Origin of the sequence: Curtobacterium sp. PhB146 (genome assembly GCF_004342995.1) — a bacterium.
Classification (GTDB): Bacteria; Actinomycetota; Actinomycetes; order Actinomycetales; family Microbacteriaceae; genus Curtobacterium.
Window position 1 is genome coordinate 1675243 of the sequence record NZ_SMBN01000001.1, and the last position, 23410, is coordinate 1698652.

The 23410-nt window shown below is 71.8% G+C and carries 26 protein-coding genes; 18 read left to right on the plus strand and 8 right to left on the minus strand.

Annotated elements, in window-relative coordinates; all coding sequences use genetic code 11:
- Positions 1-96: 96 nt before the first annotated feature.
- From EDF33_RS08035 to EDF33_RS08045, 3 genes are read right to left on the minus strand one after another with little or no spacing between them, the layout of a single operon-like run.
- Positions 97-366 carry a protealysin inhibitor emfourin gene (locus EDF33_RS08035; RefSeq protein WP_132099686.1) on the minus strand — a complete coding sequence of 90 codons (270 nt, stop codon included), beginning with the start codon at positions 364-366 and terminating at the stop codon, positions 97-99.
- A gap of 38 nt (positions 367-404) precedes the next feature.
- Entirely contained in the window at positions 405-1454 is a 1050-nt protein-coding gene (locus tag EDF33_RS08040) for a M4 family metallopeptidase (RefSeq protein ID WP_132099687.1), read from the minus strand.
- A gap of 41 nt (positions 1455-1495) precedes the next feature.
- Positions 1496-2578 (minus strand): glycoside hydrolase family 6 protein, encoded by a 1083-nt coding sequence (locus EDF33_RS08045; protein WP_132099688.1) that lies wholly within the window; start codon positions 2576-2578, stop codon positions 1496-1498.
- A gap of 116 nt (positions 2579-2694) precedes the next feature.
- Between EDF33_RS08045 and EDF33_RS08050 the strand changes: the two genes are divergently transcribed.
- The 8 genes from EDF33_RS08050 to EDF33_RS08085 all read left to right on the plus strand — a co-directional run bounded on the left by EDF33_RS08050 (position 2695) and on the right by EDF33_RS08085 (position 7783).
- Positions 2695-3141 (plus strand): VanZ family protein, encoded by a 447-nt coding sequence (locus EDF33_RS08050; protein WP_123293926.1) that lies wholly within the window; start codon positions 2695-2697, stop codon positions 3139-3141.
- A gap of 102 nt (positions 3142-3243) precedes the next feature.
- A complete protein-coding gene (rpsO, locus tag EDF33_RS08055; RefSeq protein ID WP_070416523.1) occupies positions 3244-3513 on the plus strand; it encodes a 30S ribosomal protein S15 in 270 nt (89 codons plus the stop codon).
- 137 nt (positions 3514-3650) lie between these two features.
- Positions 3651-4268 (plus strand): CE1759 family FMN reductase, encoded by a 618-nt coding sequence (locus EDF33_RS08060; RefSeq protein WP_123673424.1) that lies wholly within the window; start codon positions 3651-3653, stop codon positions 4266-4268.
- Between the two features lie 126 nt (positions 4269-4394).
- A complete protein-coding gene (locus tag EDF33_RS08065; protein ID WP_132099689.1) occupies positions 4395-4754 on the plus strand; it encodes a hypothetical protein in 360 nt (119 codons plus the stop codon).
- Positions 4751-5710, plus strand: coding sequence for an FAD:protein FMN transferase (locus EDF33_RS08070; RefSeq protein WP_132099690.1), 960 nt, complete (start codon positions 4751-4753; stop codon positions 5708-5710). Before EDF33_RS08065 ends, EDF33_RS08070 begins: the two co-directional genes overlap by 4 nt.
- Positions 5710-6267, plus strand: coding sequence for a ferric reductase-like transmembrane domain-containing protein (locus EDF33_RS08075; RefSeq protein WP_132099691.1), 558 nt, complete (start codon positions 5710-5712; stop codon positions 6265-6267). The genes EDF33_RS08070 and EDF33_RS08075 overlap by 1 nt, the downstream gene beginning before the upstream one ends.
- The gene (locus tag EDF33_RS08080; protein WP_132099692.1) at positions 6264-7535 is read left to right on the plus strand and encodes an NADH-ubiquinone oxidoreductase-F iron-sulfur binding region domain-containing protein; all 1272 of its coding nucleotides are present in this window, start codon (positions 6264-6266) and stop codon (positions 7533-7535) included. The genes EDF33_RS08075 and EDF33_RS08080 overlap by 4 nt, the downstream gene beginning before the upstream one ends.
- Positions 7532-7783: a ferredoxin gene (locus EDF33_RS08085; protein WP_243692390.1), complete on the plus strand. Its 252-nt coding sequence runs from the start codon at positions 7532-7534 to the stop codon at positions 7781-7783. Before EDF33_RS08080 ends, EDF33_RS08085 begins: the two co-directional genes overlap by 4 nt.
- A gap of 10 nt (positions 7784-7793) precedes the next feature.
- Here EDF33_RS08085 and EDF33_RS08090 read toward each other — a convergent pair whose 3' ends face one another.
- Positions 7794-9008: a hypothetical protein gene (locus tag EDF33_RS08090; RefSeq protein WP_132099693.1), complete on the minus strand. Its 1215-nt coding sequence runs from the start codon at positions 9006-9008 to the stop codon at positions 7794-7796.
- 281 nt (positions 9009-9289) lie between these two features.
- Between EDF33_RS08090 and EDF33_RS08095 the strand changes: the two genes are divergently transcribed.
- Entirely contained in the window at positions 9290-11557 is a 2268-nt protein-coding gene (locus EDF33_RS08095; protein WP_123293920.1) for a polyribonucleotide nucleotidyltransferase, read from the plus strand.
- Between the two features lie 69 nt (positions 11558-11626).
- Here the strand turns inward: EDF33_RS08095 and EDF33_RS08100 are convergent, their stop codons facing one another.
- On the minus strand, positions 11627-12154 hold the full coding sequence (locus EDF33_RS08100) for a YbhB/YbcL family Raf kinase inhibitor-like protein (protein WP_131878620.1): 528 nt from the start codon (positions 12152-12154) through the stop codon (positions 11627-11629).
- Between the two features lie 243 nt (positions 12155-12397).
- On the opposite strand from EDF33_RS08100, the gene EDF33_RS08105 reads away from it, so the two are divergent.
- Positions 12398-13363 (plus strand): ferritin-like domain-containing protein, encoded by a 966-nt coding sequence (locus EDF33_RS08105; RefSeq protein ID WP_132099694.1) that lies wholly within the window; start codon positions 12398-12400, stop codon positions 13361-13363.
- Between the two features lie 195 nt (positions 13364-13558).
- On the opposite strand, the gene EDF33_RS08110 is transcribed toward EDF33_RS08105, so the two are convergent.
- Entirely contained in the window at positions 13559-14206 is a 648-nt protein-coding gene (locus tag EDF33_RS08110; RefSeq protein WP_132099695.1) for a TetR/AcrR family transcriptional regulator, read from the minus strand.
- Positions 14207-14452: 246 nt separating this feature from the next.
- Between EDF33_RS08110 and EDF33_RS08115 the strand changes: the two genes are divergently transcribed.
- Entirely contained in the window at positions 14453-15787 is a 1335-nt protein-coding gene (locus tag EDF33_RS08115) for a pitrilysin family protein (protein WP_123938811.1), read from the plus strand.
- An 8-nt stretch (positions 15788-15795) separates the two neighbouring features.
- Entirely contained in the window at positions 15796-16398 is a 603-nt protein-coding gene (locus tag EDF33_RS08120) for a histidine phosphatase family protein (RefSeq protein WP_111084585.1), read from the plus strand.
- Here EDF33_RS08120 and EDF33_RS08125 read toward each other — a convergent pair.
- Positions 16395-16886 (minus strand): GNAT family N-acetyltransferase, encoded by a 492-nt coding sequence (locus tag EDF33_RS08125; protein WP_132099696.1) that lies wholly within the window; start codon positions 16884-16886, stop codon positions 16395-16397. The two genes, EDF33_RS08120 and EDF33_RS08125, sit on opposite strands and share 4 nt — an antisense overlap.
- Positions 16887-16909: 23 nt before the next feature.
- Between EDF33_RS08125 and EDF33_RS08130 the strand changes: the two genes are divergently transcribed.
- Both EDF33_RS08130 and EDF33_RS08135 read left to right on the plus strand, forming a co-directional pair.
- Complete coding sequence (locus EDF33_RS08130) at positions 16910-17656, plus strand: dihydrodipicolinate reductase C-terminal domain-containing protein (RefSeq protein WP_243692391.1); 747 nt, start codon at positions 16910-16912, stop codon at positions 17654-17656.
- A gap of 64 nt (positions 17657-17720) precedes the next feature.
- Positions 17721-18131: a tetratricopeptide repeat protein gene (locus EDF33_RS08135; protein WP_132099783.1), complete on the plus strand. Its 411-nt coding sequence runs from the start codon at positions 17721-17723 to the stop codon at positions 18129-18131.
- A gap of 7 nt (positions 18132-18138) precedes the next feature.
- Here the strand turns inward: EDF33_RS08135 and EDF33_RS08140 are convergent, their stop codons facing one another.
- Positions 18139-19059 carry a TIGR01777 family oxidoreductase gene (locus EDF33_RS08140; protein ID WP_132099698.1) on the minus strand — a complete coding sequence of 307 codons (921 nt, stop codon included), beginning with the start codon at positions 19057-19059 and terminating at the stop codon, positions 18139-18141.
- 54 nt (positions 19060-19113) lie between these two features.
- Here EDF33_RS08140 and EDF33_RS08145 point away from each other — a divergent pair, with 54 nt between their 5' ends.
- The 4 genes from EDF33_RS08145 (at position 19114) to EDF33_RS08160 (ending at position 23396) form a co-directional block, all read left to right on the plus strand.
- The gene (locus tag EDF33_RS08145) at positions 19114-19944 is read left to right on the plus strand and encodes a thymidylate synthase (protein WP_123293913.1); all 831 of its coding nucleotides are present in this window, start codon (positions 19114-19116) and stop codon (positions 19942-19944) included.
- A complete protein-coding gene (locus EDF33_RS08150) occupies positions 19944-20444 on the plus strand; it encodes a dihydrofolate reductase (RefSeq protein WP_132099699.1) in 501 nt (166 codons plus the stop codon). The genes EDF33_RS08145 and EDF33_RS08150 overlap by 1 nt, the downstream gene beginning before the upstream one ends.
- 248 nt (positions 20445-20692) lie before the next feature.
- Entirely contained in the window at positions 20693-21670 is a 978-nt protein-coding gene (gene dapA / locus EDF33_RS08155; RefSeq protein WP_111084638.1) for a 4-hydroxy-tetrahydrodipicolinate synthase, read from the plus strand.
- A 49-nt stretch (positions 21671-21719) separates the two neighbouring features.
- Positions 21720-23396 carry a ribonuclease J gene (locus tag EDF33_RS08160; protein ID WP_131878632.1) on the plus strand — a complete coding sequence of 559 codons (1677 nt, stop codon included), beginning with the start codon at positions 21720-21722 and terminating at the stop codon, positions 23394-23396.
- Positions 23397-23410 lie beyond the last annotated feature (14 nt).

Genomic DNA, 23410 nt, shown 5'->3' on the forward strand with positions numbered 1-23410 from the left:
GCGCGGAGGCGACCACTCCTGCTCACGATCCGCGGCGGTCCGGCCGGCGCGGGGCGGACGGGAGGCCCGTGGCGGCTCCGGCACGGGCCTGCCGTCTCAGGGCTGGTCGCCTGCAGAGCGGACGCGCGCGACGAGGTCGGCCCACGCGCCGTCGAGTCGGCGTCCAGGGATCGTCACGGTCGTGCGCTCGACGGTGATCGTCCACGTGAAGTCGTCGGGGACCGGCGGCCCGGCCGTCGCCGGGGTCCGGGGGAGCGCGTCGACGACCTCGGACCACGCCGCGGGGTCGGCGCTCGTGTCGGTGTCGACCCGCCAGTGCCGCGTGGTACCGGCGAAGCCCCCGGAACGACGGACCTCGATGCGCATGCTCCCGACCGTACGCCGGTGCGTGGCGCTCGATCGTCTCAGACGAGGACGCCCACCGTCCGCCAGGCGTCCTGCACCGCGGTGTGCTCCGCGGAACCGGCGCCGAACCGGGACCCAGCGGCGTCGATCGTCACGGCGGCGAAGCCAGCGAAGTCGATCGAGGCGGTGACGGCGTCCGAGGTCAGGGCGTCCCACCACACGGCACCGGCGCCCTGCCAGGCGTACCCGCCGATCGCGGTCGCCGCCAGGAAGAACGCGTGGTTCGGGATGCCGGAGTTCGTGTGCACCCCACCGGCGTCGTCGGTCGTCACGACGAAGTCGGCCATCGTCGCGGGCTGCGGGTCCTTGCCGAGCACCGGGTCGTCGTAGGCGGTACCCGGGGCCCGCATCGAGCGCAGGGCATCGCCGTGCACGGCATCGGTGAAGAGCCCCTGGCCGATGAGCCAGCTCGCCTGCTCGGCGGTCTGCCCGGCCGCGTACTGGGCGACGAGTGAGCCGAACACGTCGCTGATCGACTCGTTGAGCGCCCCGGACTGCCCCTGGTAGGTCAGGTCGGCGGTGTACTGCGTGACGCCGTGCGCCAGTTCGTGCCCGATGACGTCGAGCGCGATGGTGAAGCGCCGGAAGACCTCGTCGTCGCCGTCGCCGAACACCATCCGGCTGCCGTCCCAGTAGGCGTTGTCGTAGTCCTGCCCGAAGTGGACCGTGGCGTCGAGGGGGAGTCCGGCACCGTCGATCGACACCCGGCCGAAGACGTCGAGCCAGAAGGCGTGGGTCGCACCGAGGCCCGCGTACGCCTCGTCGACGGCCGCGTCGCCGGTGACGGGGGCGCCCTCGCTCCGGACCACCGTGCCGGGCAGGGTCGTCGTGCCGCGGGCGTCGGCGATCGTGCGCTGGGGAGACCGGTCGACCGTGCCGCTGACACGGCGCGGGGCGACCAGGTGCTGGTGCTTCGGGCTCTGCACGAGCTCGAGCGACGCCAGTGCGGTGCGCGCGGCAGACGCCGCCCGGGGGAACTCGGCCGCCTGGGCCACGGCGTGGAGCAGGTAGGGCGGGACGACGGAGCGCCGGCTGTCGGTCGGGGTCATGCGCTCATGCAACCACCGGGCACCGACACCCCGGCACCGGCTCAGTCGCGCTTGCGGTTCTCGACCAGGCCGAGCGCGTAGGACTCCCACCACTGCCCGGCGGCCGGTCCACCGTTGCACGTGCCGTCGCTGAGCCCAGGGGTCTTGACCCAGAGCAGGGCGTCGAGCCGGCTCGATCCGCCGGTGACGTGCGGCGCCTGGCCGAGACCGGCGCCCTCGGGGTTGCACCACGTCCCGCGCCAGCCCTGACCGTTCCGGGAGACGTCGATGACGAAGTGCGGATCCCCACCGATCGCGTCGGCGAGTTCGTCGGCGTAGGCGCGTTCCTGGTCGACGCGGTAGAAGTTCGACACGTTCGTGAAGAAGCCCTGCACCTCGTCGACGCCCGCCTGCCGCAGCCAGTCGGCCATCGTCGCGGTCGGGACACGGTTCTCGTTGCCGCCGTCGAGGTACACCGTCAGTCCGTGCCCGGTCAGCGCGTCCACGGCCTTGCGGAGCAGCGGGAGTCGGGAGTCGCGGAGGCGCTCGCAGTTCTGGATCTGCGCGATCGCGTCCGGTTCGACGAGCACGACGGCCTTCGAGCCGGCCATCGCGCGGACGGCGGAGCGGACCCACGGCAGGTACGCGTCGTCGGTGGTGCCGCCCTTCGAGTAGCTGCCGCAGTCGCGGTCCGGCACGGTGTACAGCACGAACACCGGGGTGGCCTGCTGCTGCTCGGCGTTCCGGACGACGGTGCGGATCGTCGCGCGCGTCTCGGACCGCGAGGTGTTCGTGAGCCAGGTCGCGATCGGCTGGTCGGCGATGCGGGCGATCTGCGCCGCGGTGTCGTCGTGTCCGGCGGCGCGGGCCTGGCGCTCGCGGATGCCCGGCTGGTTCACGTCCGACGGCTGGTGCGCGAGGCCGCCGGGGAACGCCTGCTCCACGGTCTTCCGCGTCACGACGTCCCGTCCGCTCGCCGTCGGGTCGGCATCCGGGCCGCCGCCGTGCGGCACGACGACCACGAGCGTCGTCACGACCGCCGCGACACCGACGACCGCGGCCGCGATCCACAGCCACTGACGTCGCGCGGACGCACGCTTCCCCTGGTGCTCCGGCATCCGGCGGTCCTCCTTGTTCGCACCCATGCTGACAGGTGCGGGGGAGTCCTGACCAGGACACCGGGGTGTTCGTTCAGGTCGGCCGACGGCTTCTGCCAGGAGCGCTCCAGCGACCCCGCAGGACGGTGTTGCAGAATACCGGGATGTTCCGTCGACTCCTCCTCCTCGCCGTGACCGCGGCGTACGCCTGGGTGATCTGGCGGATGACGCTGACCCCGCAGGTCTTCACCTCGGCACAGAACTCGTTCGTGCTGCACGCGATCGCCTGGGTGCAGCAGCTGCCGCACGGCACCTGGTTCACGTACGAGCGCACCGAGTTCCTGGCCAACATCGCGATGTTCGTGCCGGTCGGCATGCTCGCCGCACTCTGGCTGCCGCGGCGCTGGTGGATCCTCGGGGCCCTGGTCGCGGTCGCCCTGTCGACCGGCATCGAGTTCGCGCAGGCCACCTACCTGCCCTACCGGGTCGCCGACCCCCGCGACGTGCTGTCGAACGGCCTCGGCGGACTGCTCGGCGCGACGCTCGTCGGACTCGTCCGCAGTCTGCTGCCGGCGCCCCGGCGTCGTCGCCTGCGCGCCAGGACCGCCTAGGACTCTGGTAGTCTTGCGCGGTTGCCGTCGAACGGCCGCGGACAAAGAGCGCTCGTGCATCAGGCACGGGCACCGCGCAACGGACTGAAAGGGGATCTACGCATGGCACTTGACGCGAAGGTCAAGCAGGAGATCATCGAAGAGTACGCGACCCACCCGGGCGACACCGGTTCCCCCGAGGTCCAGGTCGCCGTTCTGACGCGTCGTATCAACGACCTGAACGAGCACCTCAAGGAGCACAAGCACGACCACCACTCGCGTCGTGGTCTGCTGCTCATGGTCGGTCAGCGTCGCCGTCTCCTCGGTTACCTCTCCGACGTCGACATCGCCCGCTACCGTGCGCTCATCGAGCGCCTCGGCCTGCGCCGCTAGTCGACGCCTCACGGCTTGACTGAACGCCCCGGTCCTCCTCGCGAGGACCGGGGCGTTCTCCGTTCCCGGGAATGGTTGCGCGCTGCGTGCGGTTCGGTACGATGTTCATGCAAACGCATCGAAAGTCGGGAACCACCATGACCACCATCGCCGTCGTCTCCGCCGGACTCTCCGAGCCCAGCTCCACCCGCCTGCTCGCCGACCGCCTGGGCGAGGCCGCCGTCGCCGCACTCGTCGCCGAGGGCACGCCCGCGCACGTCCTGCACGTCGAGCTCCGGCCGCTCGCGCACGAGATCACCGACGCGATGCTCACCGGCTTCGCGGCGCCCGCGCTGTCCGCCGCCACGGCCGCAGTGGTCGAGGCCGACGCCGTCGTCTTCGTGACGCCGATCTTCACGGCCGGCGTCAGCGGCCTCGCGAAGTCGTTCCTCGACGTCCTCGACAAGGACGCGCTCGCCGACCTGCCCGTCCTGCTCGGCGCCACGGGCGGGACCTCGCGGCACTCGCTCGCCATCGACCACGCCCTGCGTCCGGTCTTCGCGTACCTCCGTGCAGCGGTGGTGCCGACCGGCGTGTTCGCCGCGACCGACGACTGGGGGAGCGACGGCGACGCCGCGGCCCTGGACGGACGCATCCGCCGGGCCGGAGCGGACCTGGCCTGGGCGATCCGGGCCTCCCGGCGGGCCCCGCAGGAAGCCGACGCGCTCCCCGCGACCGTGGACTTCGCGAGCCTGCTCGGTGGCCTCGGTCACTGACCCGGACCACTGACCCTGCGGCGCGCTCTTAGGCGGACCACAGGGTTCGTGGGGTCGGAGTGCGGCCGGCTGGCGGCTCGCTCATCGGTGGACTCGGGAACCTCGTCATGACGACGAGGAGGACCGATGGGCACCAGAGGCAACGGCAAGCGATCCGCACGGGTCACGAGTGCGCTCGTGAGCCTGGGCGGACTCGCGGTCGCGACGGTCACGGGTGCGGGGCTGTGGTTCGGGCACGAGCAGGCCAGCACGACGACGACCGACACGTCCACGAGCACGAGCACCACGACGGATTCCGGTTCGGGTACCGGGACGTCGAGCGACGCCACCACCGACTCCGGGTCCTCGTCCTCGTCGTCGTCGAACGACACGTCGACCGACTCGTCGAACGACACGTCGACCGACAGCGGCACGAGCAGCAGCGACGCCGGCGTCTCGCAGGGCACCACCGGTGGGTCGTCCGACACGACGACGACGGGATCATGACCGTGCGCGCCGCCGCCGAGTGGGACCTCTGGACCACCACCGCCCGGGTCGTCCTCGACCACCGCGACCGCCGCCACCTCGCCGCCGCCGAGTCCTGCGTCCGCGAGGTCACGGCCGCCGTGGACGCCGCGTGCAGCCGGTTCCGCGACGACTCCGAGCTCCTGTCCCGCGCCGACGACCTGGTGCGCGGCACCGAGGTCTCGCCGTTGCTGGCGACGCTCGTGCACCAGGCCGTCGACGCCGCACGGCTGTCCGACGGGGACGTCGACCCGACGCTCGGCCGACGGATGGTGTCCCTCGGGTACGACGCCGCGTTCGCCGACGCGCCTCCGGTCCCGTCACCCGACGCCGTGGCCCGATCGCTCGACGACCGCCCGGCGTGGCAGCGGATCCTGCTGTCCGGCACGTTCCTGCGGGTCCCCGAGGGCGTCACGCTCGACCTCGGTGCCACGGCGAAGGCCGCCGCCGCGGACATGGCGGCCGCGAGCATCACCGCGCGGCTCGGCATCGGCGCCCTCGTCTCGCTCGGCGGGGACGTCGCCACGGCCGGCCCGGACCCCTCCGGCGGCTGGCAGGTGCGCGTGCAGGACCTGGCGGACGACCCCGTCGACCACGTCCGCATCGCCTCCGGGTGGTCCGTCGCGACCTCGAGCACGCAGAAGCGCCGCTGGGAGCAGGACGGGACCGCGCGGCACCACATCCTCGATCCGCGGTGGGGTCTGCCCGCCGACCCGGTGTGGCGGTCGGTGACGGTCGTCGCCCCCTCGTGCACCACCGCCAACACGATGACCACCGCCGCCGTCGTCCGGGGGCACGGCGCCGTGGACTGGCTCCGACAGAGCGGCCGTGCGGCCCGGCTCGTCGCGGCCGACGGCTCCGTGCTGCGGATCGGCGGCTGGCCGGAGGACCAGGCTGCCGACGGTGCCGTCACCGTCGACGGGGCGGACGCCGCCTGATGGACACCGCGCTCTGGGTGGTCGGCCGCGGCACGGGCGTCGCCGCCGTCGTGCTCCTGACCCTGACGGTCCTGCTCGGCATCGTGACCCGCGGCGGACGACCGCTCCCCGGCCTGCCGCGGTTCGGCGTGCAGCTCGTGCACCGGGACGTCGCCCTGGCGTCCACCGTGTTCGTGGCCGTGCACGTGGTGACGCTGCTGCTCGACACCGAGGCCGAACTGCGCCTGCTGGACGCCGTCGTGCCGTTCGTCGGCGCGTACCGCTGGTTCTGGCTCGGGCTCGGCACCCTGGCCGTGGACCTGCTCGTGGTGCTCGTCGTCACGGGGATGCTCCGCCGGGTGATCGGTCCGCGGGTGTTCCGCGCCGTGCACTGGGCCGCCTACGCCATGTGGCCGATCGCGATGGCGCACGCGATCGGCACCGGGACCGACGGCACGTCCGCCTGGTTCCTGGTGGTCGCCGGGAGCTGCGCCGCCGCCGTCCTCGGCGCCGTGGCCTGGCGCTGCACGGCCGGCGTCACCGCGTTCCGTCCGACCCCGAAGGAGGCCCTCCGATGACGCTGACCCACCCGCTCACCGTGCCACCACCGACCGGCACGCAGCGACTCCTCGCCGCCCCCGGCCCTGGACTCGACGCCCACCACCGCACGCACGGGTCGCTGCCGCACGTGGGACCCGGGATCATCGACGAGATCGGTCTCGCCGGGGTCGACGGCCGCGGCGGAGCCGGGTTCCCGCTCGCCCGCAAGCTCGACGCCGTGGCGGGCCGGACCCGGCGCGGGAGCCGCGGTGCCCCGATCGTCATCGCCAACGGTGCCGAGGGGGAACCCGCCAGTCGCAAGGACGCCGTCCTGCTCGAACGCGCACCGCACCTGGTGCTCGACGGCATCGTCGTCGCGGCGCTCGCGATCGGTGCGACCGAGGCCGTGGTCGCCACGAGTGCGCGGCTCGCCGACCGGGTCCGGGAGGCACTCGCCGAACGCACCGACGGCCGGCGCGGCACCGGCACCGACCCGGTCGCCATCGAGGTCCGAGCTCTGCCCCACACCAGCTTCGTCGCCGGGCAGGCCACGGCGCTCGCCTCTGCCGTCGCCGGAGGACGGGGCCTTCCGGAGGACCGTGTCGTGCGGCTCGCCGACCGTGGACCGAGCGGTCGCCCGACCCTCGTGTCGAACGTCGAGACCCTCGCCCAGGCGGCACTCGTCGCACGGTACGGGGCGGCGTGGGCGCGGAGCGTCGGCAGCGCGAGTGCTCCCGGTACCCGTCTCGTGACGGTCAGCGACGTGACCGACCCGGGTGGTGCCGTGGTGCTGGAGACCGCCGGGGGTGCGCCGCTCGGGCAGCTGCTGGGGGCCTCCCGGCTGCCGGCGGCCGACCCGCGACGGACGCGAGCCGTCCTGCTCGGCGGGTGGGGCGGCACCTGGGTGCCGGCCGCAGCGCTCGACGCGCCCTTCGACGTCGACGGGCTCGCACCGTGGGGTGCGGCGCCAGGGGCGGGCGTGCTGGCCGTGCTCGACGACCGGACCTGCCCGGTCGGGGTCACCGCAGGCCTCGCCGCGGCGCTCGCCGGGGCGTCCGCCGGCCGCTGCGGGCCGTGCGTGAACGGGTTGCCGCGGATCGCCGACGTGGTCGCCGACCTGGCCTCCGGGCGTCGGACGGGCGACCTGGCCGGCGAGGTCCGTCGGATCGCTGCCCTGGTCGACGGACGCGGGGCCTGCCACCACCCGGACGGCGTCGCGCGGATGGTGCGGAGCGCCCTCGACGTGTTCCACGACGACGTGCAGGCGCACCTGCGGGGCGCGTGCCTGGTCGGGGGACGACGGTGAGCGGCGCACCGAGCGGTGCCACCGCCGCCGGTCCCGTCGCGCTGCACGTCGACTGGACCCGCTGCCGGGGACGCGGCCTGTGCACCGAACTCTTCGCCCAGCGGCTGGCGCGCGACGAGTGGGGCTACCCGATCGCGCGGGACGGCGGCGGCACCCGCGACGTGCCGGTGCGGCCGGACGAACGCGCCGCCGCTGCGGACGCGGTGGCGATGTGCCCGCTGCAGGCGTTGCGGCTGGTGGAGCGGTGAGCCGGGGTTCTCAGTACCAGTGCGGGTTGACGCTCATCTCGTGGCCCCACGCACCGCACGGCGACCCGTAGGCGCTCTTGATGTAGGCGAGTCCCCAGTTGATCTGCGTATTCGCGTTCGTCCGCCAGTCCGCCCCGGCCGCCGACATCTTGTCAGCGGGCAGCGACTGCGGGATGCCGTAGGCGCCGCTCGAGGCGTTCAGCGCGTTCGCCCGCCAGCCGGACTCCTGCGTCCACAGCGACACCAGGCAGGAGAACTGGTCGTCGCCCCAGCCGTACGAGCTCAGGGCGCTCCGCGCGTACGCCTGTGCGGCCGCAGGGTCCACGACGACACCGCCGGTGCTCGGGTAGCTCGTGCCCGTACCGCCGCCGGCGTTGGTGCTCCCGCCGCTGCCGGTGTCGGCGCTCGCCGAGGCTGCTGCCGCCGCCTGTGCCGCGGCCGCCGCCGCACGCTTGCGCTGCTGTTCGGCCTTCTGCGCCGCGACCTTCTGCCCGAGCTCGTACCCGGCGGCCTGCTTGGCGGTGGTGTCCCGGAGCGACGCGAGCTGCGCGTACAGCTCGTCGCTGTGCTGCTCGGTCGACTCGACCGCGGCGTTCGCCACGGCCTCGGCGGACTTCGCCGCCGCGGACCGTTCCTCGGCCGCCTGCGCACGCGTCGCGCGTTCGGTCTCGGCGCGTTCGGCCTGTTCGTGCAGTGACGATGCCGTTCCGGCCGCGACGGACGCCTCGTCCATCACGCCGGACCACGTGGACGACAGCTGGTCGAGGGCGCCCAGCTGGTAGAGCAGCTGGTCGGGGTTGCCCGCGGTCGCGATCCGGGTGGTCATCTGGTTCGTGCTGCCGTCGCGGTACAGGTTCGCCGCCAGCTGCCCGGCGCGTGTCTGCGCGCGCTCGGCCGTCTCGGACGCGCGCTGCGCCTGGGCCTGGAGGCTCGTGGCGGCCTGGGTGGCCTCCGCCAGCTCCGCCTCGGCCGCGTCCGCCTTCGACGAGGCCGTCAGCGCGGCCTGCGACTTCGCCGCTGCTTCGTCCTGCGCCGACTGCAGGGCGGCCTGCACCTTGGTGACCTCGGCGCGCTTGGCGGTCTCGTTCCCCTTGGCCCGCTGCACGTCCTGCCAGGTCGGGTACTCCGTCGCGGACGCCGGGACAGCGGTGAGGACCGGGGCGACGAGCGCGCCGACGACCACGGCGGCCGCGACGAGCACGCCCCGCGAGGGGGTGAGACGCATGGCATCAGGTTACCGAGGCTCGCCCGGCCGTCAGCGAGCCGCGCCGCCGATTCCCTGTGGACTGGTAAAGTCCATCGTGTCCGAGGACCGTTTCCCCGGATGTTCGACACAACACTGCGCAGGCCGGGCACGGAGCTGGTCATCGGTGGTGGCTCGCGGGCCGGAACGGTTTCCCGAGTGCTTCTACTGCTGGCCAGACATGCGTCCGGAACGATCGGCGCGCACGCACCATCGAGTGCCGTCGCCACGGCCTGCCGAACACACATCAAGGAGGCACCCTTTTGGAGGGTCCCGAGATCAAGTTCGCCGAAGCCGTCATCGACAACGGCAAGTACGGCAAGCGCACCGTCCGGTTCGAGACCGGTCGGCTCGCACAGCAGGCGCAGGGCGCGGTCGCCGCGTACCTCGACGAGGAAACGATGCTCCTCTCGGCCACCAGCGCCGGCAAGCACCCGCGTGAAGGATTCGACTTCTTCCCGCTGACCGTCGACGTCGAGGAGCGCTCCTACGCCGCCGGCAAGATCCCCGGTTCGTTCTTCCGCCGCGAAGGCCGCCCGTCGACCGAGGCCATCCTGGTCTGCCGACTCATCGACCGGCCGCTGCGCCCGTCGTTCGTCGACGGCCTGCGCAACGAGGTCCAGATCGTCATCACCGTCCTGAGCATCGCTCCGGACGAGTTCTACGACGCGCTGGCCATCAACGCCGCGTCCGCGTCGACGCAGATCTCCGGTCTGCCGTTCTCCGGCCCGATCGCCGGTGTGCGCCTCGCGCTGATCGGCGAACAGTGGGTCGCGTTCCCGAAGGCATCGCAGCTCGCCGACGCCGTCTTCGACCTCACGGTCGCCGGCCGTGTCGTCACCGACGAGGCGGGCAACGAGGACGTCGCCATCATGATGGTCGAAGCCGAGGCCACCGAGCACAGCTGGGAGCTCATCCAGGGCGGCGCCACCAAGCCCGACGAGGCCGTCGTCGCGCAGGGTCTCGAGGCGGCCAAGCCGTTCCTCAAGTCCCTCGTCGACGCCCAGGCGAAGCTCGCCGCGCAGTCCGCCAAGGAGATCCAGGACTACCCGGTCTTCCCGCCGTACGCGCCCGAGGTCTACTCGGCCGTCGAGGCCATCGCGCTCTCCGAGCTCGGTGACGTCTACAAGATCGCCGCCAAGACCGAGCGCCAGGACGCCGACGACGCACTCAAGTCGCGCGTCAAGGAGGCCATCGCGGCGAAGGTGTCGGCGGGCGAACTGCCCGACGTCGCCAACTCGCAGGTCAGCGCCGCGTACAAGTCGGTCACGAAGAAGGTCGTCCGCGGCCGCATCCTGACCGAGCAGGTCCGCATGGACGGTCGCGGCCTCGCCGACATCCGTCCGCTCGACGCCGAGGTCGCCGTGATCCCGCGCGTCCACGGTTCGGCGATCTTCCAGCGCGGCGAGACGCAGATCCTCGGCGTCACCACGCTGAACATGCTCAAGATGGAGCAGCAGATAGACTCGCTGTCACCCGTCACGAAGAAGCGCTACCTGCACCACTACAACTTCCCGCCCTACTCGACCGGTGAGACCGGCCGTGTGGGTTCGCCGAAGCGTCGCGAGATCGGGCACGGCTTCCTCGCCGAGCGCGCCCTCGTGCCGGTGCTGCCGACGCGTGAAGAGTTCCCGTACGCCATCCGTCAGGTCTCCGAGGCGCTCAGCTCCAACGGCTCGACCTCGATGGGTTCCGTCTGCGCCTCGACCCTCTCGCTGCTCAACGCCGGTGTGCCCCTCAAGGCCCCGGTCGCCGGCATCGCGATGGGCCTGGTTTCCGACACCGTCGACGGTCAGACCCGCTACGCGGCGCTGACCGACATCCTCGGTGCGGAGGACGCCCTCGGCGACATGGACTTCAAGGTCGCCGGTACCTCGGAGTTCGTCACCGCGATCCAGCTCGACACCAAGCTCGACGGCATCCCGTCGACGGTGCTCGACGCAGCGCTGAAGCAGGCCAAGGAGGCCCGCTCGGCCATCCTCGGTGTGCTGAACGAGGCGATCGACGCCCCCGACGAGATGGCGGACACCGCTCCTCGCGTCATCTCGGTGCAGATCCCCGTCGACAAGATCGGCGAGCTGATCGGCCCGAAGGGCAAGACGATCAACGGCATCCAGGACGAGACCGGTGCCGACATCTCGATCGAGGACAACGGCACCGTCTACATCGGTGCCGTCGACGGACCGTCGGCCGAGGCCGCTCGTGCGTCGGTCAACGCGATCGCGAACCCGACCAACCCGGAGATCGGGGACCAGTTCCTCGGCACCGTCGTGAAGATCGCCACGTTCGGCGCCTTCGTGTCGCTGCTCCCGGGCCGTGACGGCCTGCTCCACGTCTCCGAGGTGCGCAAGCTCGCCGGTGGCAAGCGTGTGGAGAACGTCGAGGACGTCCTGGGCGTCGGCCAGAAGGTCCTGGTCGAGGTCACCAAGGTGGACGACCGCGGCAAGCTGTCGCTCGCGCCGGTCGTCGCCGAGGAGTCGGACACCGACTCCAGCGGTGCCCGCGAGGAGTCGACGGACGCCACCGTCTGATCCACCCCTGGCACACGAACGGCCGTCGTCCCTTCCGGGGCGGCGGCCGTTCGTCGTCGCGGGGTCGTCCTACGCGGCGGGGGTCTCCTGCGTGCCGACGAGCTGCGCGCGACCGAGCAGGTGCTCGCGCAGCACGAACCCGACGACCGCGGGGGTCGCGTCGGCCGGCGCCTCGAGCAGCGGCACGTCGAGGGCGCTCAGCGTGAAGAAGTAGCGGTGCACGCCGTGGCCCGCGGGCGGAGCGGCGCCGAGGAAGGTGTCGGTGCCGAACTCGTTGCGGCGGCGGAGTGCCTCGGCCGGCAGCAGGGCGTCGTCGGTGCCGGCGCCGGCGGGCAGCGAGGTCGCCGAGCCCGGGACGTCGGTCAGGCTCCAGTGCCAGAAGCCCGAACCGGTCGGGGCGTCGGGGTCGTACACGGTGAGCACGAAGCTCTTCGTGCCCTCGGGAGCGCCGGACCACTCGAGTGCGGGAGAGCGGTCCTCGCCTCCCGCGTCGGTGCCGCGCGCCGAGGTCGGCAGCTCGCCGCCGTCGGTGAAGTCGGGGCTGGTCAGGGTGAACGAGGGGACCTCGGGGAGGTTCCAGTTGGGGTCGTTGGCCATGTGCCCAGCCAACACCCGCAGCCTCGGCGACTGCCCGACACGGTCGCCCGACGCCGGCTGCTCGCTGCTCGGCCTGGCCGATGTGCGCTGATCCGCGTCGAACGCCGCCGAACGCTGGAGTCGCCCCCTGTTCGGGGGTATCTTCGCCGCACGATCGACCATCCCGCCGATCGCGGCTCGACCGACCCGTTTCCCTGCAGCGTCGGTGGGGTCCCGTGCTGCCAGCACGACATGAGGACAACGATGTTCGACAAGCGTTTCATCCACCACGCCATCGATCGCAGCGCCGAGAACGCGCTCGACCGACGACGGTTCTTCGCAGCCGCCGGCGTCGCCGGCGCCTCAGCCGGCATCGCCGCGCTCGGCTCGTCGGTGCTCACCACCGACCGCGCCGCCGCCACCCCGGAAGAGGACGGTGCCGTCTCCGACGCCGCCATCCTCAACTTCGCCCTGAACCTCGAGTACCTCGAGGCCGAGTTCTACCTGCGTGCCGTGTTCGGCGCGGGCCTCGCCGACAGCATGATCACCGGCATCGACCCGCAGGGGCCGGTGATCGGTGGCAAGAAGGTGCCGTTCAAGACCGCGGCCATCCGCGGCATCGCCACCGAGATCGCGAACGACGAGCGCGCGCACGTGGCGTTCCTCCGATCCGCCCTCGGCGGTGCGAAGGTCTCGCGTCCGAAGATCGACCTCGTGTCGAGCTTCACCGCGGCGGCGCGCGCTGCCGGTGTGGTCGGTCCGACCGGCACCTTCGACCCGTTCGCCAGCGAGGAGAACTTCCTGCTCGGGGCGTACATCTTCGAGGACGTCGGGGTGACCGCCTACAAGGGGGCCGCGCCGCTCATCACCAGCAAGACGTACCTCAGTGCCGCGGCGGGCATCCTCGCCGTCGAGGCCTACCACGCCGGGATCATCCGGTCGAAGCTCTCGGACAAGGGGCTGCAGGTGCCGGCGAACAAGATCTCCGACGCCCGTGACTCGCTCGACGGTCCGACCGACGACGACCAGGGGGTGACGACCCGGTCGGGAGCGGTGAACCTCGTGCCGACGGACTCGAACTCGCTCGCCTACGGCCGCACCGCGGAGCGTGTCCTGAACGTGGTGTTCCTGAACCCGAACCAGATCGACAAGGGCGGGTTCTTCCCGGACGGCGTCAACGGGTCGATCGTCTCGAGCGGCAACCCCGGGAGTGCCACCGGACCGGCCTGATCCGCGCGACGCGACCGGTCGCGGTGAGCGCGCTGGCGCCGGGCTGGCGCCGACGGCTGACGCGACAAGGTCGACGTCGTACGACTTCGAGGCTGTCGTTCGTGCGCGCCTGCGACTGTTGCGGCCGCGGCGGAGCGACAAAGCCGACGTCGTACGACATCGGGGGTGTCGTTCTGCGTCGACGGCAGCCGGGCGTCAGGCGGCGAGGACGCGGTCGACGACGCGACCGAGCGCTGCCGTCGCCGCGATGGCGTCACCGGAGTAGGCGCCGGCCATCGCACCGTCGCGCGCGAGCATGAGCTCGTCGGCACCGTCGCCCGGCAGCTGGTGGCCGGACTCCTGCAGCAGGGTGGCGAGTCGGTCGGTGTACCAGTCGCGGTGGGTGGCGACGACCTCGCGCACGGGGTCGCGCGGGTCGTGGTACTCGGCAGCGGCGTTGAGGAACGCGCACCCGCGGAAGTCGGGGTCGTTGACCTCGTCCGCCAGGGCGGCGACCCACGCGCGGACCGCTGCGGCGGAGGAGCCAGCGTCGGCGACGAGCTGTTCCAGGCGTTCCTGCACCCGCTCGTGCTGCGTGCGGATGTAGGCGAGGATCAGGTTGTCCTTCGACCCGTAGTGCTTGTAGAACGTCGCCTTCGTCACGCTCGCCTCGGAGATGAGGCGGTCGACGCCGACGCTGTGGATGCCCTCTTCGTAGAAGAGTCGCGTGGCCGTCTCGAGGATGCGGACCTTCGCGCCGCCGGAGCGGGGAGTCGGGGGGACGCTCGACCCGTCCGGCGACGCGAGGTTCGTGCTCGGACCAGGGAGACGCTGGACGGCCGGTTGGGGGGAATCGACCGTCACAGCGTGGCTCCTTGGTTCATCGGCTCCGCGGACGAGTGGGGGGACTCGTGGCCGCGAGGACTGATGTCCCGAGCCGCCGGATCGGAACTTAGGGGGGCTTTCGATCCGGCGTGAACGACTGTACCACAAGGAGGACAGACAGACGAGTCGGTCTGTCCGCAATTTCTGTACCCCTCTTCGAGTGACAGTCCATGGGCCCGTGGAAACTGGGCGGTGGGCTCCGGAGCATCAGTAGGCTCGTCTGCGATGAACCAGCCAGTGCCACTGCCGCTCGGGGCCCCGGACACGTCCTTCCTGACGTCCGGAGGGGCCTTCGTCCGCCGCACCGTGCTGCCGTCGGGTGTCCGCGTGCTGACCGAAGCCGTGCCCGGTGCCGCTTCGACGAGCATCGGGTTCTGGGTCGGCGTCGGTTCGCGTGACGAACGCGACGGCCAGTTCGGATCGACCCACTTCCTCGAGCACCTGCTGTTCAAGGGCACCGAGACCCGGTCGGCGCTCGACATCGCGATCGCGTTCGACTCGGTCGGCGGCGAGCACAACGCCGCGACCGCCAAGGAGTACACCTGCTACTACGCACGGGTGCGGGACGCCGACGTCCCGATGGCCGTGCAGGTCATCGGTGACATGGTGACCGGCTCGGTGCTCGACCCCGAGGCGTTCGCCGTCGAGCGCGGCGTCATCCTCGAAGAACTCGCGATGGCCGCCGATGACCCGGCCGACGTCGCGGGCGAAGCGTTCTTCGCCGCGGCCTTCGGCGGACACGCGCTCGGTCGCCCGATCGGCGGGACCCCGGACAGCATCCGTGCGGTCCAGCGGGACGAGGTCCTGGCCCACTACCGCGAGCACTACGCACCGAACGGAATCGTCGTGACCGCCGCCGGTGCCGTCGACCACGACCGGTTCTGCGACGCGGTCGCCGCGGTGTTCCACGACGCCCCGCCCGCCGAGCCGCTCGCACGACGGACGCCACAGACCGTCGCCGACCCCATCGAGCCGAAGCTGTCGGTGGTCCACCGTCCGACGGAGCAGGTCAGCATGCTGCGCGGCTCGCAGGGACTCGACCTGCGCGACGACCGCCGGCCGTCCCTCAGCGTCCTGAACGCCGTGCTCGGCGGGGGCATGAGCTCCCGGCTCTTCCAAGAGGTCCGCGAGCGACGCGGCCTCGCCTACGCGGTGTCGTCCTTCGCGCCCGCCTACCTCGACAACGGCGCCTTCGGCGTCTACGCGGGCTGTGCGCCCGACAACGTCCCCGGGGTCATCGAGATCATCGACGCCGAGTTCCGCCGCATGGTGGACGACGGCATCACCGACGACGAGCTCCGCCGCGCCAAGGGCCAGATCGAGGGCGCCCTGACGCTCTCGCTCGAAGACTCCGACGCCCGGATGACCCGGCTCGGCCGGTCCGAGCTCGGCACCGGGGAGTACACCGACCTGTCGACCGCACTGGAGCGTGTCGACCGGGTCACCACCGACGGCGTGCTCGAACTCGCCCGCGACCTCCTGACCCGCCCGACGATCACGTCGGTGGTCGGGGCGGTGCAGCAGGACGAGCTCGCCGCAGCGATCGGGATGGGCAGCTGAGCACGGACATGTCGCACTACCTGTACCTCGTCCGGCACGGCGAACACCAGGACGCCGAGCACGGCCTCCGCGACGGCAAGCTGTCGGAACGCGGCAAGCGCCAGGCCATGCTCGTCGCCGATCGCCTTGGCGGACTGCCGTTCGACGGCGTGTACCACTCCCCGTTGGAGGCCCCCAGCGAGACCGCCGCGTTCCTGGCGCAGCGACTGCCGTCGATCCAGCCCGAACCGTCGACGCTGCTGTTCGACTGCGTCCCCTCCGGCCCGACCCCGGACATGCCGCATGCCTACCAGGGCTGGTACGGCGGCGTCACGGAAGAGGAGATCATCGCCGGCCAGGCACAGATGGGCGACGCCGTCTCCGAGTGGTTCACCCCGGCGCGCGAGGACCGGCACGACCTGCTCATCACCCACAACGCCGTGATCGGCTGGTTCGTGCGCGAGGCGTTCCAGGCACCCGAGTGGCGCTGGATGGGCACGAACGTCGCGCACACCGCGCTCACGATCATCCGGATCCGTTCCGCGAAACCGGCCGAGGTGGTCGCCCTGAACGACCTGGCCCACCTGCCGGTGGAGCTCCGCACCGGGCTGCCGGTCGACCAGCCCGTCTAGCGGGAGGCCGGCTTGCGGAACCAGGCGGTCGCGTTCGGGTTGTCGTTGAACGGCGCGACGCGCTCGTAACCCCGGCTGCGGTACATCGCGCCCGCCGCGACGAGCGAGTCGTTCGTGTCCAGCACGATGCTCGTCGCCCCCAGCGCGGCGCCTTCCCGTTCGAGCGCGTCCATCAGCGCCGTGGCCACGCCCTTCCCCCGTCCCGCCGGGGTGACGAAGACGTGCTTGACCTCGAACCGGACGTCCGTGGTGGTCGCGTCGGGGTCGTCCGCGATCCGCCGCAGGCCGCCGCAGCCGACCGCGACCGCGCCGTCGTACGCCACCGCGAAGACCCCGTTCGGCGGCGTGAACTCCGCCGCCGGGGTGCGCTTCCGCGAGTACGCGCCCTGCGCACTGGGGAACGTCGCCTCGCGCTCGTCGAGGTAGGCGTCGAGCAGGACGTCGACCTCGGGCAGATCGGCCGGCACGGTCCTGACCTCGACTGACATGCGTCGATCCTAGGATGGACCGCATGGTCACTCCCGTCGCCGTCGTCGGCGCCACCGGTCGTCTCGGGGGCCTCGTGGCCTCCGTCGTCGAGGAACTCCCGGAGTTCGAGCTCGTCGCCCGCCTGTCGTCGAAGGACGGTGCCCACGAAGCACCGCCGTCGGTGTTCGGCGGCGCCGCGCTCGTCGTGGACGTGACGGTGCCGGCGCTCAGCCCAGCGATCGTCGAGAACGCGCTGTCGAGCGGGGCGAACGTCCTCGTCGGCACGTCCGGGTGGTCCGCCGACCGTCTCGCGAAGCTCCGCACCGCGCTGGAGGAGCGTCCCGACCAGGGCGTTCTCGTGGTGCCGAACTTCTCGATCGGGTCGGTGCTCGGCACCCACCTGGCCACCATCGCGGCGCCGTGGTTCCCCTCCGTCGAGATCGTCGAGACGCACCACGCCGGCAAGATCGACTCGCCGTCCGGCACCGCGGTGCGCACCGCCGAGCTCATCGCCGAGGCCCGTCGCGACGTCGGCCCGGTCGAGGCCCCGCACGTCGACCAGCGCGCCCGCGGCCAGCAGGTGGCGAGCGTGCCGATCCACTCGCTCCGGCTGCCCGGGGTGAAGGCCGTGCAGGACGTCCTGCTCAGCGGCCCCGGCGAGACCCTGACGATCCGGCACGACACCAACGACGACGTCGCCTACGTCGCCGGGATCCGTGCGGCGTTGTCCGCCCTCGGATCCGCCCGCGGGCTCACCGTGGGCCTCGGCAGCGTCCTCGGCATCGGCTGACCCGGTGGGACGTGCAGCGCGGGCCGGCCGCGCGATCCGGTCGCCGTTCTGGGGCGCAGCGCTGATGACCCTGCTGCTGACGCTCTACATCGTGCTCGTCGGGCAGCGGGCCGTGGCGTTCATCGCCACGGGCATCCCGATCGGGATCGGCATCGGCGTCGCCCTGTTCGTCGTCGCCGCGATCGGGGCGCTGCTGCTCGTGCTCGAGTTCCGCTTCGGCATCCGGATCACCCGGCTCGGATCCCGGCTCGAGGCCGAGGGCGGTGCACCGGAGGACGTCGTGCCCGTGCGTCCGTCCGGCCGTCCGACGCGCGAGGCCGCTGACGAGCTCTTCCCGCAGTACAAGGCCGCCGTCGAGCAGGACCCGGCGGACTGGCGCGCCTGGTACCGGCTCGGGGTCGTCTACGACGCCGCGGGGGACCGCAAGCGCGCTCGAGCCGCGATGCGCACGGCCCTGACGCGGTCGAGCGCCTGAGACCCGGTCAGAGGACCGCGTCGACGGCGTCCACGGCACGCGTGTACCGGAACACGTAGCCGGACTCGAGCAGCTTCGTCGGCACCATCCGCTGACTCGACAGCAGCATCTCGTCGGCGGCGTCCTGCAGCGCGAGGCGCAGCGCGAACTCCGGGATCCGGAACAGGTACGGCCGGTGCAGGTCCTCGGCGACGCGCTTCGTGATGCGGTCGGCGACGACGGCTTCCGGCCCGGCGAGGTTCACCGGTCCGCTGACACCGGACGCCGACGGACTCGTCGCCAGGTGCACGATCGCCCCGACCTCGTCCTCGAGCGCGATCCACGGCCAGTGCTGCCCGCCGGTGCCGAGGCGACCGCCGAGCCCAGCCCGGGTGAGCGGGATGAGGGGTGCGAGCGCGCCGCCGCCCTCGCCGATCACGATGCCCGTGCGCAGGGTCACCACACGGACGCCGTCCAGGGCAGCGTTCGCCGCGGCCTCCCACGCGGTGCAGACCTCGGCGAGGAACCCGGTGCCGGGCGCCGCGTCGTCCTGCAGGACGTCCGCCGGGCGGTCGCCGTACACGCCGGACGCCGAGCCGGACAGGAACAGCGCCGGGGGAGTGCTGGCGTGCCGCATCGCCTCGACCAGGGTGTCGGTCGCGTCGACGCGGGAGCGCCGGATCTCCTCGCGGTACTTCGCGGTCCAGGGCAGCTTGCCGATGTTCGCCCCCGCCAGGTTGATCACCACGTCGGCACCGTCGACGATGGCCGGGTCGAGCGGCCGGCGACCCGGAGCCCAGCGGAACTCGGTGGCCGTGTGCGGCTCGCGCCGGACCAGCGTGGTCACGTGGTGGCCCGCCTCGCGCAGCGCGCGGACGAGCGGGGTGCCGATGAAGCCGGACGCGCCGGCGATCAGGATCGAGAGGGGCTCTGCCGCCGTGTCTGCCATGCCGGCAACGCTACTCATGCTGCCGGAGCCTTTCGCCGACGTAGGCTTCTGTGTGTGAGCGACAGCGAGACCGTGCAGCCCGACCCCACCGTGCCGACCCCGTACGAGGACCTGCTCCGCCGGGTCCTGACCGAGGGCACGCCGAAGGGTGACCGCACCGGCACCGGGACCCGCAGCCTGTTCGGCGCGCAGCTCCGCTACGACCTGTCGAAGGGCTTCCCGCTCGTGACCACGAAGCGCGTGCACTTCAAGTCGATCGCGTACGAGCTGCTCTGGTTCCTGCGCGGCGACGGCAACGCCACCTGGCTGCAGGAGCACGGTGTCCGGATCTGGAACGAGTGGGCGGACGAAGACGGCGACCTCGGCCCCGTCTACGGCGTGCAGTGGCGCTCGTGGCCGACCCCGTCCGGCGAGCACGTCGACCAGATCGCCCAGGTCATCGACCAGATCCGCACGAACCCGGACAGCCGCCGGCTCATCGTCTCGGCGTGGAACGTCGCCGAGATCCCGGACATGGCGCTCGCGCCGTGCCACGCGTTCTTCCAGTTCTACGTCAACGACGGCAAGCTCTCGTGCCAGCTCTACCAGCGGAGCGCCGACATGTTCCTCGGCGTCCCGTTCAACATCGCCTCGTACGCCCTGCTCACCCACATGATCGCCGCGCAGACCGGGCTCGAGGTCGGCGACTTCGTCTGGACCGGCGGCGACTGCCACGTCTACGACAACCACGTCGAGCAGGTCGAGGAGCAGCTGTCCCGCACGGCGTACGCCCTGCCGACGCTCGAGCTCGCGCCGCGCGACTCGATCGACGACTACGAGTACGAGGACTTCACCGTCGTCGGCTACCACCACCACCCGGCGATCAAGGCCGCGGTCGCCGTCTGATGATCGGCATGGTCTGGGCCCGGTCGACCGACGGGGTCATCGGGGCCGACGGCGGCATGCCCTGGCACGTGCCCGAGGACCTCGCGCACTTCAAGCAGGTCACCGGCGACGCCACGGTGCTCATGGGCCGTCGCACCTGGGAGTCCCTGCCGGAACGCTTCCGCCCGCTGCCCGGTCGGCGCAACGTGGTGCTCACCCGCGACGCGTCCTGGACCGCCGACGGCGTCGAGGTCGTGCACGACCTCCGCGCCGCGCTCGACGGTGCCGACGGTGCCGACAACCCCGTCTGGGTCATCGGCGGCGGCCAGGTCTACGCCGCGGCGCTGGACCGTGCCGACCGGGTGTCCGAGACCGTCATCGACGTCGACGTGCCCGGCGACACCGTCGCACCGACGCTCGGCGAGCCGGCCGGCTGGACGCTCACCGACGAGGGCCCGTGGCAGGTGTCCCGCACCGGGACCCGTTACCGCTTCCTCGAGTGGCGTCGCAGCAGCGCCTGAGCGTGCGGGCGCCGCGTCGGTGTGCGCCGCGCGCCCCCGTGCGGGCGCCGCGCCCCGAAGAGTCGGGGCGCGAAGACCGCAGCGGGGCGCAGCTGGCGCGGAACCAGGTTCCGGACACCGCCGGGCGCGCGCGACACCGGGCGTGAGCGGCAGGACGGACGTGATCCGGGCCTCCCGTCCGCGCCGCAGGCAGGCGACCGTCCACCCGGACGGCGGCCATTGCGCCCATCCCCGGTACGCTGGTGCCCGTGTCCCCGCGTGAGAATCCCTTCGGTCAGGTCCTCGTCGCCCTCGTGACCCCGTTCACGGCCGACGGTGAGGTCGACTGGCCCGGCGTCGAGCAGCACATCGACGACTGCATCACCGCCGGTGCCGACGGCATCGTCGTGACCGGAACGACCGGCGAGACCAGCACCCTGACCGACCCCGAGAAGCTCCGTCTGGTCGAGGTCGGCAAGTCCGTCGCCGCGGGCCGCGCGAAGATCATCACGGGTGGCGGGTCGAACGAGACCGCGCACGCGATCCACCTGTACAAGCAGAGCGAGAAGGCCGGCGCCGACGGTGTGATGATCGTCACGCCGTACTACAACAAGCCGACCCAATCGGGTGTGCTCACCCACTTCCGGATGATCGCCGACGCCACCGACCTGCCGGTGATCCTGTACGACATCCCGGGGCGCACCGGCATCCCGATCACGTACGAGACGATCGTGCGGGCGTCGCACCACCCGAACATCCTCGCCGTGAAGGACGCCAAGGGCGACTTCGCCGAGGTGTCCCGCGTGCTCAACAACACCGACCTCATGTACTTCTCCGGCGACGACACCAACGTGCTCCCGCACCTGTCGATCGGCGCCACGGGCCTGATCGGCGTCACCGCGAACATCACGAGCACGCCGTACCGCACCATCATCGACGCCGTGAACCGCGGCGACCTGGCGACCGCCACCGCCGAGCACAAGCGCGTCGAGCCCCTCGTCCGCGCCGTGATGACCCACGTGCCCGGCACCGTCGCGGCGAAGTACATCCTGCACGGGCTCGGCCGCATCGGCAGCCCGCGCGTCCGTCTGCCGCTCGTCGGCCCCGAGGACTCCGAGGCGTACGCCATCGAGACCTCGCTCGAAGCCGTGCGCGACGTGCCCGGCGCCGACTTCTCGAACTTCCGCCCCGACCGCAACGCTGCGGCCGGCGGCGCACTACCAAAGGTGCCAGGCACCACCCGCTAGCGAACACCGCGGCGCGCTCCTCGCGCGTCGCCTGAATCCGTAGGACCGAATGCCCACACAAGTCTCCACACCGCAGCCGCTCGAACCCGGCACCCTCCGCGTCATCCCCATCGGGGGACTCGGCGAGATCGGTCGCAACATGACCGTCTACGAGTACGAGGGCAAGCTGCTCATCGTCGACGCCGGCGTGCTCTTCCCCGAGGAGCACCAGCCCGGGGTCGACCTGATCCTGCCGGACTTCGCGCCGATCCGTGACCGTCTCGACGACGTCCTCGGTGTCGTGCTCACGCACGGCCACGAGGACCACATCGGTGCCGTCCCGTACCTGCTGAAGCTCCGCGACGACATCCCGCTGATCGGCTCCACGCTGACCCTCGCGCTCGTCGAGGCGAAGCTCAAGGAACACCGGATCAAGCCGTACACGCTCGTCGTGGCCGAGGATCAGACCGAGCAGCTCGGCCCGTTCCACCTCGAGTTCGTGGCCGTGAACCACTCCATCCCGGACGCCCTCGCCGTGGCGATCACGACCCCCGCCGGTCGTGTCCTGCACACGGGTGACTTCAAGATGGACCAGCTCCCGCTGGACGACCGCATCACCGACCTCCGTGCGTTCGCCCGTCTGGGCGAGGCCGGCGTTGACCTGTTCCTGCCGGACTCCACGAACGCCGACGTGCCGGGCTTCACCGCGCCCGAGCGCGACATCGGCCCGGTGCTCGAGAACATCATCACGCGCGCCCGCAAGAAGGTCGTCGTGGCGAGCTTCTCGTCGCACGTGCACCGTGTGCAGCAGGTCCTCGACGCAGCCGCGGCCGCGAACCGCAAGGTCGCGTTCATGGGGCGCTCGATGATCCGCAACATGACCATCGCCGCCGACCTCGGCTACCTCCGCGTGCCCGAGAACGTCCTCATCGACACCAAGAAGGCGAAGAACGTCCCCGACGACCAGATCGTCTACATGTCGACTGGGTCGCAGGGCGAGCCGATGGCCGTGCTCGCGCGCATGGCGAACCTCGAGCACCAGATCGAGATCGGCGAGGGCGACACCGTCATCCTCGCCTCGTCGCTGATCCCGGGCAACGAGAACGCCGTCTACCGCGTCATCGACGGGCTGACGAAGCTCGGCGCGAAGGTCGTGCACAAGGGCAACGCCAAGGTGCACGTCTCCGGACACGCCTCGGCCGGCGAACTGCTCTACTGCTACAACATCCTGCGTCCGCGCAACGTCCTGCCCGTGCACGGCGAGCACCGCCACCTGTACGCGAACGCCGACCTGGCGATCCAGACGGGTGTGCCGCCGCGCAACGTGATCCTCGGGCAGGACGGCATCGTCGTCGACCTGAAGGACGGCGTCGCGACGGTCGCCGGGCAGCTCGACATCGGCTACGTGTACGTCGACGGCTCGACCGTGGGCGAGATCACCGACGCCGACCTCAAGGACCGCCGCGTGCTGTCCGAAGAGGGCTTCATCTCGGTCTTCGCCGCGGTGGACTTCACCACCGGCCAGTGCGTCATCGGCCCGGAGATCCAGTCGCGCGGCTTCGCCGAGGACGACTCCGTGTTCGACGACGTCCGTCCCCAGATCGCCAAGGCGATCGCCGAGGCGGCCGCCAACGGCACGCGCGACTCGCACGCGTTCGCGCAGGTCGTCCGCCGCACGGTCGGCCGCTGGGTCAACACCAAGCACCGCCGTCGTCCGATGATCGTCCCGGTGGTCATCGAGGCGTAGCACGTTCGTCGCGT

Excerpts from the sequence above, each read along its gene's own strand:
- EDF33_RS08035 (WP_132099686.1), bottom strand. The coding sequence starts at position 366 with ATGCGCATCGAGGTCCGTCGTTCCGGGGGCTTCGCCGGTACCACGCGG.
- EDF33_RS08040 (WP_132099687.1), bottom strand. The coding sequence starts at position 1,454 with ATGACCCCGACCGACAGCCGGCGCTCCGTCGTCCCGCCCTACCTGCTC.
- EDF33_RS08045 (WP_132099688.1), bottom strand. The coding sequence starts at position 2,578 with ATGGGTGCGAACAAGGAGGACCGCCGGATGCCGGAGCACCAGGGGAAG.
- EDF33_RS08050 (WP_123293926.1), top strand. The coding sequence starts at position 2,695 with ATGTTCCGTCGACTCCTCCTCCTCGCCGTGACCGCGGCGTACGCCTGG.
- rpsO (WP_070416523.1), top strand. The coding sequence starts at position 3,244 with ATGGCACTTGACGCGAAGGTCAAGCAGGAGATCATCGAAGAGTACGCG.
- EDF33_RS08060 (WP_123673424.1), top strand. The coding sequence starts at position 3,651 with ATGACCACCATCGCCGTCGTCTCCGCCGGACTCTCCGAGCCCAGCTCC.
- EDF33_RS08065 (WP_132099689.1), top strand. The coding sequence starts at position 4,395 with ATGGGCACCAGAGGCAACGGCAAGCGATCCGCACGGGTCACGAGTGCG.
- EDF33_RS08070 (WP_132099690.1), top strand. The coding sequence starts at position 4,751 with ATGACCGTGCGCGCCGCCGCCGAGTGGGACCTCTGGACCACCACCGCC.
- EDF33_RS08075 (WP_132099691.1), top strand. The coding sequence starts at position 5,710 with ATGGACACCGCGCTCTGGGTGGTCGGCCGCGGCACGGGCGTCGCCGCC.
- EDF33_RS08080 (WP_132099692.1), top strand. The coding sequence starts at position 6,264 with ATGACGCTGACCCACCCGCTCACCGTGCCACCACCGACCGGCACGCAG.
- EDF33_RS08090 (WP_132099693.1), bottom strand. The coding sequence starts at position 9,008 with ATGCGTCTCACCCCCTCGCGGGGCGTGCTCGTCGCGGCCGCCGTGGTC.
- EDF33_RS08100 (WP_131878620.1), bottom strand. The coding sequence starts at position 12,154 with ATGGCCAACGACCCCAACTGGAACCTCCCCGAGGTCCCCTCGTTCACC.
- EDF33_RS08105 (WP_132099694.1), top strand. The coding sequence starts at position 12,398 with ATGTTCGACAAGCGTTTCATCCACCACGCCATCGATCGCAGCGCCGAG.
- EDF33_RS08115 (WP_123938811.1), top strand. The coding sequence starts at position 14,453 with ATGAACCAGCCAGTGCCACTGCCGCTCGGGGCCCCGGACACGTCCTTC.
- EDF33_RS08120 (WP_111084585.1), top strand. The coding sequence starts at position 15,796 with ATGTCGCACTACCTGTACCTCGTCCGGCACGGCGAACACCAGGACGCC.
- EDF33_RS08125 (WP_132099696.1), bottom strand. The coding sequence starts at position 16,886 with ATGTCAGTCGAGGTCAGGACCGTGCCGGCCGATCTGCCCGAGGTCGAC.
- EDF33_RS08130 (WP_243692391.1), top strand. The coding sequence starts at position 16,910 with ATGGTCACTCCCGTCGCCGTCGTCGGCGCCACCGGTCGTCTCGGGGGC.
- EDF33_RS08135 (WP_132099783.1), top strand. The coding sequence starts at position 17,721 with ATGACCCTGCTGCTGACGCTCTACATCGTGCTCGTCGGGCAGCGGGCC.
- EDF33_RS08140 (WP_132099698.1), bottom strand. The coding sequence starts at position 19,059 with ATGGCAGACACGGCGGCAGAGCCCCTCTCGATCCTGATCGCCGGCGCG.
- EDF33_RS08150 (WP_132099699.1), top strand. The coding sequence starts at position 19,944 with ATGATCGGCATGGTCTGGGCCCGGTCGACCGACGGGGTCATCGGGGCC.
- EDF33_RS08160 (WP_131878632.1), top strand. The coding sequence starts at position 21,720 with ATGCCCACACAAGTCTCCACACCGCAGCCGCTCGAACCCGGCACCCTC.